At 41.6% G+C, this 14,508-nt stretch carries 13 protein-coding genes; 5 read left to right on the top strand and 8 right to left on the bottom strand.

Annotated features, from left to right (window positions below; genetic code table 11):
• The first annotated feature begins 28 nt into the window (after window positions 1–28).
• Window positions 29–637: a MarC family protein gene (locus tag G5T77_RS09535; protein ID WP_166138693.1), complete on the top strand. Its 609-nt coding sequence runs from the start codon at window positions 29–31 to the stop codon at window positions 635–637.
• A 64-nt stretch (window positions 638–701) separates the two neighbouring features.
• On the opposite strand, the gene G5T77_RS09530 is transcribed toward G5T77_RS09535, so the two are convergent.
• Entirely contained in the window at window positions 702–2,867 is a 2,166-nt protein-coding gene (locus G5T77_RS09530; RefSeq protein ID WP_166138689.1) for a TonB-dependent receptor, read from the bottom strand.
• A 483-nt stretch (window positions 2,868–3,350) separates the two neighbouring features.
• Window positions 3,351–3,551, bottom strand: coding sequence for a hypothetical protein (locus G5T77_RS09525; protein WP_166138662.1), 201 nt, complete (start codon window positions 3,549–3,551; stop codon window positions 3,351–3,353).
• Between the two features lie 275 nt (window positions 3,552–3,826).
• Between G5T77_RS09525 and G5T77_RS09520 the strand changes: the two genes are divergently transcribed.
• Together G5T77_RS09520 and G5T77_RS09515 are read left to right on the top strand one after the other, a co-directional pair.
• On the top strand, window positions 3,827–4,405 hold the full coding sequence (locus tag G5T77_RS09520) for an ANTAR domain-containing protein (protein ID WP_005235732.1): 579 nt from the start codon (window positions 3,827–3,829) through the stop codon (window positions 4,403–4,405).
• Window positions 4,406–4,415: 10 nt separating this feature from the next.
• A complete protein-coding gene (locus G5T77_RS09515; RefSeq protein ID WP_166138687.1) occupies window positions 4,416–5,420 on the top strand; it encodes an ABC transporter substrate-binding protein in 1,005 nt (334 codons plus the stop codon).
• A 65-nt stretch (window positions 5,421–5,485) separates the two neighbouring features.
• Here G5T77_RS09515 and mtlD read toward each other — a convergent pair whose 3' ends face one another.
• Window positions 5,486–7,612 (bottom strand): bifunctional mannitol-1-phosphate dehydrogenase/phosphatase, encoded by a 2,127-nt coding sequence (gene mtlD / locus G5T77_RS09510; RefSeq protein WP_166138684.1) that lies wholly within the window; start codon window positions 7,610–7,612, stop codon window positions 5,486–5,488.
• A gap of 405 nt (window positions 7,613–8,017) precedes the next feature.
• On the opposite strand from mtlD, the gene G5T77_RS09505 reads away from it, so the two are divergent.
• On the top strand, window positions 8,018–8,728 hold the full coding sequence (locus G5T77_RS09505) for an HAD family phosphatase (protein WP_166138681.1): 711 nt from the start codon (window positions 8,018–8,020) through the stop codon (window positions 8,726–8,728).
• A gap of 69 nt (window positions 8,729–8,797) precedes the next feature.
• Here the strand turns inward: G5T77_RS09505 and G5T77_RS09500 are convergent, their stop codons facing one another.
• From G5T77_RS09500 to G5T77_RS09480, 5 genes are all read right to left on the bottom strand, one after another.
• The gene (locus G5T77_RS09500; protein ID WP_159122938.1) at window positions 8,798–9,148 is read right to left on the bottom strand and encodes a hypothetical protein; all 351 of its coding nucleotides are present in this window, start codon (window positions 9,146–9,148) and stop codon (window positions 8,798–8,800) included.
• A 251-nt stretch (window positions 9,149–9,399) separates the two neighbouring features.
• Window positions 9,400–10,566 carry an acyl-CoA desaturase gene (locus G5T77_RS09495; RefSeq protein ID WP_166138677.1) on the bottom strand — a complete coding sequence of 389 codons (1,167 nt, stop codon included), beginning with the start codon at window positions 10,564–10,566 and terminating at the stop codon, window positions 9,400–9,402.
• Window positions 10,567–10,606: 40 nt separating this feature from the next.
• The gene (locus G5T77_RS09490; RefSeq protein ID WP_166138674.1) at window positions 10,607–11,629 is read right to left on the bottom strand and encodes an FAD-binding oxidoreductase; all 1,023 of its coding nucleotides are present in this window, start codon (window positions 11,627–11,629) and stop codon (window positions 10,607–10,609) included.
• Window positions 11,630–11,947: 318 nt separating this feature from the next.
• Entirely contained in the window at window positions 11,948–13,585 is a 1,638-nt protein-coding gene (locus tag G5T77_RS09485) for a long-chain-fatty-acid--CoA ligase (RefSeq protein ID WP_166138671.1), read from the bottom strand.
• 259 nt (window positions 13,586–13,844) lie between these two features.
• Window positions 13,845–14,006, bottom strand: a complete 162-nt coding sequence (locus G5T77_RS09480) for a hypothetical protein (protein ID WP_166138668.1) — start codon at window positions 14,004–14,006, stop codon at window positions 13,845–13,847.
• Between the two features lie 189 nt (window positions 14,007–14,195).
• On the opposite strand from G5T77_RS09480, the gene G5T77_RS09475 reads away from it, so the two are divergent.
• On the top strand, window positions 14,196–14,508 hold a 313-nt coding region (locus G5T77_RS09475), incomplete at its 3' end, for a winged helix-turn-helix domain-containing protein (protein ID WP_166138664.1).

Here is a 14,508-nt window from a genome sequence, read left to right as displayed (position 1 = left end):
GATCACTCAACTACGGAAGGATTGAATGATGTCAGCAAGTTTAAATGCCTTTGCCCTGTTTTTTTCGTTACTCAATCCATTTTTGATGAGTATCTATATGCTCGGAATTATTCGTAATTCCGAAGCAAAGGTCTTCAATATGGCATTGATTCAGGGCAGCCTGATCAGCTTTATTGTTTTCATCATTTTTGCGAAAACTGGCGAAGCCTTCTTCAATGAAGTGCTACATGCTCGCTTTGAATCCTTCCAGATTTTTGGTGGTCTGATTTTTCTGGTGATTGGTTATCGCTATGTCTTTGAAGGTGCGGATACCATTGGGGTGATGCGGGGTGCGCCGAATCATCTGGCGGGTACGATTGCCATGCCTTTTATGATCGGTCCCGGCACCATTTCGGCTTCCGTGATTACCGGGATTCAGCTCAGTTTAATGCAAACCATTCTGGTGATTTTCTTTACCCTGTTTCTGACCTGTAGCTTGCTAATTCTGATGAAATACCTGCATGATCATTTACAGCATAAATATTCCAACTACATTGACCTGTATGTCGATATTGTCGGTCGTGTTGCAGCACTGTTAATCGGAACCATCGCCATTGATATGATTGTGACAGGTGTCAGTGGAATTCTGGAAGGCTAGTTTTATATAAGCTGACAATAAAAAAAGCGGGCAAAAATGCCCGCTTTTTTATGAAGTGATGATTTTAAAATTTAAACGACACGCCTGCATAAGTCGAGAAGCCTTCACCCGGTGAAGATCGTGCTAGATCTGCACCTTTGTCGTCATAGCCTGGAATTACCACTGCTGCATATTTTTCATCGGTGATATTCTTGAAGTTAACCCAGGCACTCCATGACTGATCTTCTGGTGCATATCCCAGATCAATACCCCAGATCTGATAATCATCACTGAAGCGGCTATTGGCATAATCATGTGCCATTTTCGATGCATATTCAGTATTTAGCCCCACATAAAGACCGTTATTGAAGGCATAATTGAGCTGCGCCTGATAAAGGTGTTTTGGAATTCCCGGCAACTGGTTTTTACCAAATAAAGGATCGTTTTTATATTGGAAATCACTCAAGGTATAAGCCTGTCGTAGGCGAAGCTCGCCCTGCTGCGATACATACAATGGTGTATCCAGACTGAGTTCTACACCTTGATGAAGGGTTGGAGTTGCATTGGATTCTACAGCAATTGGTTCAGAAGGTCGTTCCGATCCATCCTCATAGGTTTTGATCAACTCTGAGGTTAATAACTCGTTTTTAACTTTGGAATAATAGTAGCTCAGTGCCCAATCACCCCAGGCTGATTGGCCCCGGCCACCCAGTTCTAAAGTATTTGCAGTTTGCGTGTCCAGATAAATAGGTTCACGTACCCGCCCTGAAGCGACACCAGTGTCAAAATAGTATGGCGAAGACCATGCCATCGCCCATGGATGTGCCGGTTCAATACTACGGCTTAAATTGGCAAACCATTGTAATGTTTCATTTGGCTGATAAGTCAGGCCAATACGCGGGGCGAAATTCCATTCATAGCGGCTAACTTCAGGACTAGCCACAGGATAAGTCACTTCACTCTCACGGTGGGTATAGGCTGCTGCCAATCCTAGATCAAGCTTAAACTGATCATTCAACTGAGTTTCCTGATCAAATTGCAGCACATTGTCTGAACCACGATAAGTATAACGGCGTGTTACGGTATCTGCCGGATAAAGCGTGCCATCAATTGTAGTATCGCGTCGAATTGTTTCGGTTACACCACTATTTGGACGGTGCGTGGTACTTCGAAAAGCAACTTTTCCTTGATGTTCAAGACCGAATAACTGATAAGGTTTCTCATACTGAACCCGCGCACTAATATCCTCATAATCGACATTGGTACGATAACTACTTTCACGTAGATCCAATGGATAATGGTGATAAGCCAGACTACCGGTCAGTTTGGCATCATCCTGCAAGTTCCAGGTGGTAGTATTTGCCAGCCAGGTACTGCCCGGTTGAATCCGCTTGGCATCTACAGCCAGATTAAAATCATTGGCTGCTTCAGGATTATTCTTGAGCTGTTCCTGGGTAATGCGCCCTGGCGTTAAATGTTTGCTTTCACGGTAACGGGCATAAAAGCGGGTCTCAATATCTGGACTGATCTGATAACCCAGATTAAAAGCTAGACCTTTACCATCACCTTCGGCATGATCCTGAATCCCATCAAACTGTGAACCCGTTACTGTCAGATAGTAATCTAACTTATCGAGTTGTCGGCCAGTACTAAACTGGTATTTCTGATAGCCATGGCTACCCGTTTCATATTTTAATTCAGAGCCATTCTGCTCTGCACCAGTCTTACTTTTATAATTAACTGTTCCACCTAAGGACAATCCGCCCTGTTTTAAACCATTGGCACCACGGTACACCTCAACATGATCAATCCACCATGGTTCAAGCAGTTCATAAGCTGTACCACCCGGTCCGGTAAAGGGAATATCATCGATCATGACATAAGTTCCGGATGCATGTGCACCAGAAGTACGGTTAATGCCAGAACCACGGATAGAAATTTTGGCTCCTTCATTGCCCGGCGATTGGGCATAAATACCGGGCTGGAGACGGAAGACGTCAGCAGTGGTTCCCAGACGCTGATGTTCTAACTGCTGATCTGAAATAAAGTTGGTTCCTCCCGAAACGCTGGCAAGTTCGGCCTCAGTCTGTTTCTGAGAATTTGTATTTTGCTCAGTGGTCACCACAATAGTGTCCAGCTGCTGAACACTATCCTGTGCTAGCGTAGTTTCAGCATAAAGATGGCCTGAAAATGCCGACAGTATCATCAGGCTAAGCGGATTTTTCTTGAGAGGAATTTTTGTCATATTCATGGCGAATTTATACAATCCTGTATAAGTGATCCTGATCTGCTTTAGGACTTGGCTTAAAATTTAAGCTGTAGCATAAATGAAGCATGCAAAATTAAGCAGATATTTTCTGCCAAAATATCTGACTGGTGCGGCAATATTTTTAATTTATTCTATACAAATAATCTGTCAGTACTTTGCAAGATCACAGATAGATTCAAACAATTTCTGACATCTAATTTATTAAGTATTTGTAATTTATAGATATGTATTTTTTTCTTGCAACCATCTTATTCTAGTTGGCAAAAAGTGATTTAAATTAAAAATTTTGAAGATATAAACAATATTCTGATTCATCAAGATCAGTTTAATAGACAGGTTTTTAAACCAAAATCTAAGTTATAACTAGAAAATAGAATTCTTATTTTTTGAACTATGGCTTGTAAATTTCAGCTCCAAAAAAGAAACCCTCCTGCTGGAGAGTTTCTTCATGTATTTTGGCTATTATTATTTAGAGGCATTTTCGATTACTTGTACTTGTAATGGTGCAACTTGCCGGGTTTCGGCTGATTTTTTCTTGGTTTTGATTTCTGCCACTTTGGCCAGAGTTTTCTCGGTAAAGCGTAAACCACCGTCTTCTGCCATCACATTACCCGCCATTAAAAGACTGCCTATTACTAGCAGTGATGGTATAAGTTGTAATTTCATGTTTATTCCACCTTTTTATTTTATAGTGGATTAAAAATAAGCAATTATTATTCCAATATTTTTATATTCTTATTCGCCTTAAAACTCCTTATTTTAGTGCGCTTATTTCAAGAACGCTTTATTTTAGTCAGGTTAATTCTGCTTTCTAAGTTCTTCTGCACTATTTTTATGACACTTTTAACCTGATCTCCTAATTTTTTGCACCAAATTGCATGGTATGTTTTTTGCATAAGTCTTCATGGAATATTCCCCGATGTACTAGCTAAAAATCTTGCATGTCTAAATTACGAATTGCCCTGATTGATGATGATCCAGAACGCGCTGAATTTATTCAGGCTTCTTTGCTTGCGCATGATTTTCTTGTAGTGGCCTGTGTCATTCTGAATGACCTCAACATTGTTGATATCAAAAGCCTGCATGCCGATGTCATTCTGTTAAATATGGATCATCCTCATCGCGATATTATTGAAAGCTGCGTGAGTCAGTATGAATTACCTACGGTTCTGTTTACCCAAAATTCCAACAAGGACACCATCAGAAATGCCATTGATGCCGGCGTCACGGCATATATTGTGGACGGGATCGATCCGACCAAACTGGAAAATATTCTGGAAATATCGATTGAACAATTTCAGAAACATAAAAAACTGTTACATGACCTGAAGGAAACTCAGGAAAAATTAAGTGATCGCAGGGATATTGATAAAGCCAAAGTCCTGCTGATACAGCTGCATGGACTGAGCGAAGAAGAAGCATTTGCCCTATTGCGAAAAAATGCCATGAGTCACCGAATTACCATTGGCGATATGGCAAGGCGCTTACTTGATGCACAAAAACTGTTATCTGGCCAATAAGGAGCATTCAATGACAACATTAGAAAAAACAGAACTCAATATTGGCTATATTCCACTGCTTGATTGTGTTGCCATTCTTTGGGCGGAGCGCCAAGGTTATTTTACTGAACAGGGTTTAAAGGTAAATCTGATCCGTGAAGCCTCCTGGTCCAGCTTACGCGACCGCCTAGCCTATGGATTTCTGGATGCAGCCCATTGCCTGTCTGCCATGCTTCCCGCGGCTGCTTTGGGCGCAGACCAGTTACAAGTCGCTTTGCAGACTCCATTAGTACTCAGTATCAATCAGGCATTTATCAGCTTAAGACAGGATCTGTGTTATGAACTGGGCATTCAGCCTGAAGATAATGAACAGATCACGTCGCAAAAGCTGGTCAGTGCCTTAAAGCAGCAACACAAGGTAGGTCTGGCTCATGTTTATAAATATTCCATTCATCATTACTGTTTAAGAGAATGGCTGGCCTTAAGTGATCCGCAATATGCCAAAAATATATTGCTCAAGACCTCACCACCCCCTTTGATGGTCAAAGGGATCGCAGCACAGATTTTTGATGGTTTTTGTGTGGGTGAACCTTGGAATATTCAGGCCAAGCTTGAAGGTTATAGCCTGATTGTTGCAGCCAGTCAGAATGTCATTCCTAAAGTGGCAGACAAAGTGCTGGCAATAACTCAGGAATGGGGTGAGTTGCATCCACTGACTGTAGAGGCCTTAGTTTCAGCTGTAAAAAAAGCCCAGATGGATTTAAAGCATGCTACGGATCTTTCTGAAGTTTGGGACATGCTGATCGATTATCAGATTATCCAGTTTGAATGTTCAGCTTCTCGACACGTTTATGACTTCCATAAGATTCAGAATATTATCCGTAACCTTGCAGGTGAAAATGTTGAGCCTCAATTCACCGATTTTATCTGGTTATTGGGGCAGATGGAAAAATGGGAAAATATTGATCTGTCTGCAGATGATCAGCGACAGATTGCCCAATCCTGTATTTATCAGCAAGAATCCACGACTGTATAAATTATAAATTTATAAACTTCCAATAAAAAACCCAGAAATTTCTGGGTTTTTTATTTACTGCTGATTTAGCTGAACGCTTGCTGTAAATCCAATTGCATGAATTTCTGCAAGGATAATTTTCCAGCAATCATCTGATTGATGAATTGTGACATTTCATCATACAAGGTCTCATATAGCTGCGGTTCTAATGCCATATGTCTTAACTGGATCTGTAAATGCATCAACAGTTCCTGCTGCTCGCATTCACCCTGTTCCAGAGCATAGATATAACCCAACACTGCACCTTTTAAAACCACATCAAATGGCAAGCTATATTTAAGCAAGGTCAATAATGAACCCATAACCCGTTCATTGTGTTTCAGCTTTCTTAAGGGTTCACGCCCTACACGTGCACATGGGTCCTGATAAGCATAGGCACAGGATTCAGTAAAACTTTGTGCCAGACGTTCCAGATCTGAAGCATGCTTAGGAATCTGGTAACAGAGACCATACTTCACCTGCGCTAAGGCCTGCTGCATGAATTTTCTGACCGCATGATCTGACATGGCCACGCCAATGGTCTGATGACCGCGCAGGCTGGCATACCAGGCCATCATCGCATGCACACCATTCCATAAGCGGTTTTTAATCAGCTGGATATTGGCAATATCATCTACCAGAATCATTTGGCGCATTTTAGCCAATAATGGACTGTTATTTTCCACATAGATTGGCATATCCGTTTCGGCATTAAACAGAATCAGGTCCATCGACTGCAGAATATGACTTGGCTGAAAATTACGGCGCAGGTCTTCAATATATAAGCCCGCCTGATGTTCCTGCTCTGCATTCAGGGCTGTAGAATCATCCAGATCCACTACGGACAGATCTTCATCCAGCTGATACTGCTTGAACATGTTGTATTTGATGCGCAGCTGACGGTACAGTTTCTGGTCGGACAGTTTGGATACCATGCGGTTCACTACTGTGTCACAGAAATAATGCTGATCCATAATGTGCTGCGCTGTCTGTTCATCCGTAATCTGTTTCAGACGGCTCAGAATCTGCTGCATCACCAGCTGTTTGGCCCCGATTTTATTCAGGATAATTAACAGCGTCAGCGGCTGTTCCTGTTGCTCATAAGCCAGGTAGCGCGCATATAAACCCTGTGCAATTACTTCTGCTTCAGAAACCAGAGCTTCCTCAGGGACACAGACTGCCACCAGACTGGATTCAATATACATGTTCTGCATTTGCTCCAGATCATGCGCATCAATCACACTCATATTTTCAATACGCTGGTCAAAAGAGTTCTGACCATAACGAATGCAATAGGTGCCAAACGCATTTACGGCAGATTGATAGAGTGGATTACGCGTTGAGGCAATAATTTTGCGTGGACGCGTATAGCCATCCCAGTGTGATAATACCTGAGCCAGATAACCGCCCCCAATTGCACCAAAACCGTGAATCCCGACAGTCAGCTGATTGAGTGTTTGCGGAAAAGCGGTCTCCAGTTCCGGCATGTCCAGAACCGGAACAAACTGGTTCAGTTCTCCCAAAAAATCTTCGACCGTTTCATAATAATACTGGGCTTGTGCCAGCATGGACTCGTTCGGTATTTTGATATCCTTGAACAGCACCGTCATACCACCTGCATCATAGGCAGAACGCAAACCATTTTCAGAATCTTCAAACATCAGGCACTGGGCCGGGCTTAAATTGATTTTTTCGGCTGCACTGATAAAAATTTCCGGATGAGGTTTCCCCTGTCTAATCTCATCGCCACACACCAGTACATCAAAAAACTTATAGACATTGGCATTGATCAGATATTCTTCTGCGATCGCACGGCGACTTGAAGTCGCTACCGCCATTTTCAGGCCTGCCTTGCGTAGGCGTTCCAATACCTGCAATAACCCCTTTTTAATGGGAACACCGTGATGACGTACATGTTCTAGTTCCAGTACATCAGCGCGCTGACGGATCTCGGCATAAGGGACATCTTGTCCATAACGCTCTTTGGCCAGTTGCTCCGCACTACGGGCACTTAAGCCCAAACACTGCATTAAATAGTTTTCAGAAAATTCGACGCCGATCAGCTCACGCGAAGCTTGTTGCAAGGTTTGAAAGCGCAAACGTTCAGTATCAAACATGGTTCCATCCATATCGAAAATTGCGCCGTGTACGATTTGATTTTTAAATTCTAGCATTGCTCCCCTTTTATAATTCAATGAGTTAAGAAGTGGACAATACCTTAAGGAAAATAAGAGATTAAATAAACCGATGTAAAGATATGAAATAGTTCTGACTATAAATTAATCAATAAAGACTAAATTAAATAGTTTTAGGTTTTCTTATGTAACCGTTAGGTAACAAAAAGTAACCAGCAAGTTGTTTCTTATAAAAAATAAATATTCAAATTAGGAGGTGTAGATAAATTCAAATGCTGTGCCAATTTAGTATTACGATTTTTATTATGAGTAATACTTAGAATGCTCAAAATAAGTTCATTTTAGGAATTTAATGATAAATACAGACTGGATGTGCACCCAAACTGGACTTTTTATCTCTTTCTAAAAACGGGATAATGGCGGCGAAAGAAAAATGGGGGTGACATGTTTAAAGATAAAAAGCTGGTATGTTTTGACCTGGATGGAACCTTGATTGATTCAGTGGGAATCTGGAACCAGGTCGATGCTGCCCTGATTCAGGAATTGTCGGGGATCGAAATCGGTCTGGATCAGATTCAGCAACAGCGTGACCTGCAACTGAAAGCCTTTAGACATATGCCCGATCCTTATCTGGAATATTGTGGCTATTTAAAAGAGCTATATGGTTTCAAGCCAAGTAAAGAAGAAGTTAAAAATCGCCGTTACGGTATTTCACGGCATTTTTTGGATCATGTGATTGAACTCAAACCTCAAGCTGAGCTGCTGATTCAAGCCCTAAAACAGCAAGGGATACAATTGGCACTCACGACTACTACCAGTTTATTCAATGTGCAGCGTTATCAGGACAATAATCAGAAGATTAATCATAAAATCAGTTTTGATGATGATTTTGCGATTATTTTGACTCGCGAAAATGTCGAGAATATCAAACCGCATCCAGAAGTGTATTTAAATGCGCTCCAGCATTTTGAAATTGAAGCTAAAGATTGCCTGATTGTTGAAGACTCTTTAATTGGGGTGGAAGCTGCCAACAATGCGGGAATTGATGTCGTTGCAATTTACGACCAGTATTCTGCGCATGAAATAGATCTGATCAAAGCCAAGGCAGATTATTTTGTAGAAGATTTTGCTGGTCTCATAAAATTGGTGAACTAAAAAAATGCCATGAATCCTCCCTGATCATGGCATTTTTCGTGTTATCTCTGAATTGATTAGATTAGAGCATTATTTGGCTTTTTTATAGACGGAGCCTGAACCGACCAGATTGCCAGTTTTTTCGTCAATTGCGAAATCAACGACACCTGTACCTGAATTAATCTGAAGCAGACCATTATCAGCGACTGAAGCTGGCATCGGATTTTTCTTGTCGGTTTTGCCGCTTTCTTTGTCTTTAATGGTATTGGTAATGAAATAGTTTTCACCATTTTTGGAAATCACCAGGATATTTTCCAATTTTGGGTTTTCCAGTGTATTTTTCCAATTCCCCTGATAATCTGGTGCTGGAGTTTCCGGGGTATTACACGCGGTTAACAGCAATAAAAGTGAGATGCCTGAAAAATATTTAAGATATTTCAAAACTGAGACCTTGAATGATAGAACGCGGCCATTATAAAAAGAACCTCCTTGAGGTAAACGCTTAGCTTGTAGGCGAAGCGTTTCAGCGGTAGTAAATCTGTCCTGCCTTCGTCATTTTTTGAAAATCATCTTCATATTTCATTCATAAATTCGTGTGAACTGACCACTTTTTAACAGATAAAAAAATCCTCAATAGACCATCCAAATCTATTGAGGAGTACCAAACTGGATAATAGAGAAACCTTAAAAAATTAATTTACAAGTTTGGATTTAAAGTAACGAAACACCGATTTAACTGCGTGAGTTTTTTCTGCAATTTGCTGATTCCATTCATTTGGCAGTGAGCATTTCGCCAGTCTGACCCATACAGTCGAGAACTGTTTCATAAAGCTGGCTTCGTTATAGTGAATCCCGTACTCAGCACATAAGGCTTTGATTTTTGGTGCTACTTCGGCATAACGGTTTGCTGGCATATCTGGGAACAGATGATGCTCAATCTGATGGCTTAAATTACCACTCAGAATATGCAACCAGTTCGCGCCACTGAAGTTGCTCGAACCACGGATCTGACGCAGATACCATTCCGCACGGGTTTCATTGTCGGTATTGTCCATTTCAAAGGTTTCTGCATCTTCAGTGAAATGTCCATTAAAGATCACCGCAGACGCCCATAGGCTACGAATCACATTGGCAACCGCATTCCCGGTAAATACTGGAATGGCATTTGGACCGGCAATCAGTGGGAAAAATACATAATCTTTCAGGACCTGACGGCGCATTTTTTTGCGTAAAGGCGCTGCTTCTTCCCAGACCTGTTTCCAGGTTTTGGTTTTATAGGCAATCACATCTTCCAGATGCAAACGCTGTACACCCACATACCATTCAAAGAACACCATCAACTGAATGGTTAAAGGAATATTCCAGATAAAACGTAGTTCCCACGGCTGAGATTCACTGACACGGATCAGACCATAACCGACATCGTGATCCATACCGACAATATTGGTATACGTGTGGTGAATATAATTATGCGTGTATTTCCAGTCATCCCCAGTGGAAATAGTATCCCAATCATAAGTCGAACCATTCAGACCCGGATCATTCATCCAGTCGAACTGGCCGTGCATCACGTTATGGCCAAGTTCCATATTTTCCACGATTTTCGAGATACCCAATAAGCCTGTTCCCGCTAACCAGACCGGCGGCAACCAGCCTGCAAACATCAGCATGCCACGGGAAGCAATCTCGCTATAACGTACAAAATTACGGATTTTATAAATATATTCTGCATCTTTTTCGCCCAAATCTTCCATTACTTCACGGCGGATAGCATCAACCTTGGCACCGAACTCTTCAACCTGTTCCGGGCTTAGAAATTGAGATTTACTGTGTTTTTTAAAATCAATTTGCATATTCATGGGAGCACCTTCTTATTCGTTTAGTAATGGTTGAAATAGCTTATAAATTAATCACCACAGGACTGACGGCCTGTGAAATACAAAGTTTGATTGGAGTATTGCTGCCGTGGTCGATCTCACCCGTCAGCATGTTTTTCACCGAACCGCTGACTTTAGTACATGAGCAAGTATTACAAATGCCCATACGGCAACCATGCGCTGGACGAAGACCCGCCTGCTCTGCACTTTCCAGCAGATTAGATTCTGCCTGGAATTCCTGCTGCGATCTTAAAAACTGTACAGGCTGTGCTTTCACTTTTTCATCCATCGCAATCTGGAAATATTCAGAATGGAAGCTGGATTTCACCGCCAGTTTATCGGCAATTTTGAGTGCAGTTTTCATCATTCCCGCTGAACCACAGGCATAGATTTCACGCTGTTCAAAGTCTGGTACCAGCTTGTTTAGCAATTGCTGGCTCAGATGCTGCTTATGCTCGACTGTATTAAAATGATGATATTTCAGATGAAGATGCATCAACGCCAAGGTTTTGATCTCGGCATGAAATGCATCATCACGGGTGAAATAGATTAGATCAATCGGATGCTGAAACTGCACGACTGCTTTTTGCAATAAGGAATAAATTGCAGTAATGCCACTGCCTGATGCCAGAAACAGAATCGGTTTAGGAGAGTTTAATAAGGTAAATTCGCCCTGTGGCTGAGACAGCTCGACCACTGCACCTAGTTGCAATAAAGTTAGGGCACGCGACACTTTACCTTGCTGCTTGACTGCAATAATCACATCACCATTTTTTAAAATGGTCACGATAGAATAATGACGTTGATGACGTACTCCATCCAGACGCAGAGTCACCGCGATATTTTGACCGGCCTGAAATGACCCGCGGTTAAAGTTATAATTTGGACGTAACTGGATTTTGAAAAAGTCTGGGCTAACCGCCTGAATATTCACGACCGATGCTTTGACTTTTTTGAGTGCCCAGGTTGGATGGATTTTTTCACCAACAAAATCAATGAAGTCTTCACGAATCCAATGCGGCTTGTAGGTTGTCATACTTGTCATTTTTATCCCCTCTATTCCGCAGACAGCATTAATGTACAACTGTCTATTTATTATGTAGTCCAGAATAAAGAATTTTGAAGCTCACACCATGTCAATGTAGGTCAAATTATGTGCTTAGAAACCATAGTTAGACTTTTTGTAAGACAATCCTAACCAGAAAGTGCTGTTAAAACTGTATGAACTGAATAAATTGCTTTTTTAGTCTGTATATTTTTAGCAAAAACATATAAAAAAACTGACCTCTATATAAGAGATCAGTTTCTGTTTTAAATATTCGGTGAGTTAAAAAGGCAAAAATTTACTTTTTAAAGAAATAGCTTAACCTACGGCCTGTTCCAGCAAGATAGAGCCATAAAGTTCACGCAGGTCTTTTTTTAGCATCTTGCCGGTTCCACTTAACGGAATAGAATCTACAAAGATCACGCGATCCGGGATCTGCCATTTAGCGACTTTGTCCGCATAGTAATCCAGCATTTCGGCTTCACTCACATGACTCTCTGGCTTTTTAATCGCAATCAGAACTGGGCGCTCATCCCATTTAGGATGCTGTGCCGCAATCACGGCAGCCATGGCAATTTCAGGATGTCCCATCGCCATATTTTCAAGATCGACTGAAGAGATCCATTCACCGCCTGATTTGATCAGATCTTTGGAGCGATCACACAGCTTCATAAAGCCATCTTTATTTAAGGTAGCGATATCTCCGGTATCAAACCAGCCGTCTGCTGTGAGCGCAGATTCCTCTTTACCAAAATAATGATCAATGATCCAGTGCCCTTTAATCTGCAGATTGCCTATGGTTTCACCATCTCGGGCAATTTCCTGAGTTCCTTTTTCTTCATCGGTTAAACGTAAATCAACGCCAAACGGTGGACGACCTTGAGACAGACGAATCTGCATTTTTTCTTCATCCGCCAGATCAAGATGTTTGGTTTTTAGCTGATTGGCACTACCAAGTGGACTGGTTTCAGTCATCCCCCAAGCATGAATAGTTTCACAGTTAAACTGCTCTTTAAAGATTTTCAGCATAGCCGGTGGACAGGCAGAACCACCGACCACATTCCGTTTCAGGCTTTCCAATTTTGAACCACTTTGCTGGGCAGCCGCAATCAGGCCTTGCCAGATCGTTGGAACGCCTAAAGCCACAGACACTTTATACGTATCAATCAGATTGACCAGACTGGCTCCATCCAGGCCCGGCCCCGGCAGCACTAAAGTACAACCGACCATGGCAGCGGCATATGGGGTTCCCCAGGCATTGACATGGAACATTGGTACCACTGGCAGCATGATGTCACGCGCTGCTACGTTCAGGGAATCTGGCATGATAATGGCATAACTATGTAATACCGTTGAGCGATGGCTATATAAAACCCCTTTCGGATTTCCAGTCGTACCAGAGGTATAACACAATGAACTCGCTGTATTTTCATCCAGTTCAGGCCAGTCAAATTCCGCAGATTGCTGGGCAAGCAAATCGTCATAAAACTGAACTTCCGGAATGGCTTCACGAATCGACGAATCTTCAGCATCCAGACAAATATACTGTTCTACAGTTTTTAATAACGGTTTGACGGCTTTAATTAAAGGTGCAAAGGTTTTATCAAACAGCAGTACCCGATCGGCAGCGTCATTGATAATAAATACCAGCTGTTCCGGAAATAAGCGCGGGTTGATGGTGTGGCAAACCAGTCCACTTCCCGAAATGGCATACCATGATTCTAGATGTCGATGATTATTCCAGGCAATGGTCGCAACCCGATCGCCGAGTGTCAGACCGAATTGCTGTAATACATTGGCAAAACGTTTCGAGTTTTCCCGGATTTCTCCCCAATTGGTCTTTTTAATGCTGGTATCGGTATTTTTAGAAATGATCTCGGTATCGGCATGATAACGACCGGCATGTTCAATCATGCTGCTGATCAGTAAGGGCTGGAACATCATATTTCCGAGCATGCTTCACTCCTTTATCCTTGTTGTTTGTCCATCTGCTATATCGTTGTTATTTCTGTATGATGCGCTGGCGAAAAGCCTGTATTCATTTTTATCATCAAACAGTCTGAATCTAGCAAGGAAATCTGACTTTGTGAGTGTCAAATTGTGACAAAGTCATAGAATGGATGCAGAAAAAGTAGAAAATAAAACTGGTAATGTGTGGCATAAAAAAGCCCCAATTTAGATTGGGGCGATGATAGTGTTCAGGGAGAAGAGAATTTTAAAAGCCGCTCATCATAATTTTGTCTGCATTTACGACAAAGATAACGCCGAGGCAGAATAAACCAGTATAAAGTGCAAACCAGAGAATCATCTTCTTGAATGCTGCATCAGAAATACTGCTATCCGCATATTTTGGTGCTTTGTTGTCTTCTGAATTCATATGATCACCCATAGGTTGGTCTGGCGTTATGAGTTTTATTATCAGCAGACCTAAATCAACTGTATAGATACAATATTCATTTAAAAAAATATAACAGTTAGCCACTTATTTTTTTGATTTGTTATATTTTAATAACTTATTCATAATATAATTCTGATTATATTAGTACAGTTTAGATTTTATTTTCTTATGTTCAAATCTGAAAAGCTAGCCCAAAATATTCGCCAGATGATTGAAAATGGCGCATGGAAGGCGCATGACAAATTACCTTCATTACGGGAACAGACTGAACTGTCCGGCTATAGCCTGATGACGGTGCTTAATGCCTATCAGGTGCTTGAATCGCAAGGATTGGTCTATGCCAAAGATAAATCTGGCTACTATATTGCGGAGCGACCTCAAACCTATAACAGCAAAGAACCCGCGGTACAGATTGGCTTAAACTCCAAAGTTAAAATTAACTCTGTGGTATTTAATTATTTAGGCTCTAGACTAGCAAAAT

This window comes from Acinetobacter sp. GFQ9D191M (assembly GCF_011174875.1).
Taxonomy (GTDB): Bacteria; Pseudomonadota; Gammaproteobacteria; order Pseudomonadales; family Moraxellaceae; genus Acinetobacter.
Note: the sequence above shows the minus strand (reverse complement) of the source record. Positions and strands in the feature narration are given on the sequence as shown.

Excerpts from the sequence above, each read along its gene's own strand:
- G5T77_RS09535 (WP_166138693.1), top strand. The coding sequence starts at position 29 with ATGTCAGCAAGTTTAAATGCCTTTGCCCTGTTTTTTTCGTTACTCAAT.
- G5T77_RS09530 (WP_166138689.1), bottom strand. The coding sequence starts at position 2,867 with ATGAATATGACAAAAATTCCTCTCAAGAAAAATCCGCTTAGCCTGATG.
- G5T77_RS09525 (WP_166138662.1), bottom strand. The coding sequence starts at position 3,551 with ATGAAATTACAACTTATACCATCACTGCTAGTAATAGGCAGTCTTTTA.
- G5T77_RS09520 (WP_005235732.1), top strand. The coding sequence starts at position 3,827 with ATGTCTAAATTACGAATTGCCCTGATTGATGATGATCCAGAACGCGCT.
- G5T77_RS09515 (WP_166138687.1), top strand. The coding sequence starts at position 4,416 with ATGACAACATTAGAAAAAACAGAACTCAATATTGGCTATATTCCACTG.
- mtlD (WP_166138684.1), bottom strand. The coding sequence starts at position 7,612 with ATGCTAGAATTTAAAAATCAAATCGTACACGGCGCAATTTTCGATATG.
- G5T77_RS09505 (WP_166138681.1), top strand. The coding sequence starts at position 8,018 with ATGTTTAAAGATAAAAAGCTGGTATGTTTTGACCTGGATGGAACCTTG.
- G5T77_RS09495 (WP_166138677.1), bottom strand. The coding sequence starts at position 10,566 with ATGAATATGCAAATTGATTTTAAAAAACACAGTAAATCTCAATTTCTA.
- G5T77_RS09490 (WP_166138674.1), bottom strand. The coding sequence starts at position 11,629 with ATGACAAGTATGACAACCTACAAGCCGCATTGGATTCGTGAAGACTTC.
- G5T77_RS09485 (WP_166138671.1), bottom strand. The coding sequence starts at position 13,585 with ATGCTCGGAAATATGATGTTCCAGCCCTTACTGATCAGCAGCATGATT.
- G5T77_RS09480 (WP_166138668.1), bottom strand. The coding sequence starts at position 14,006 with ATGAATTCAGAAGACAACAAAGCACCAAAATATGCGGATAGCAGTATT.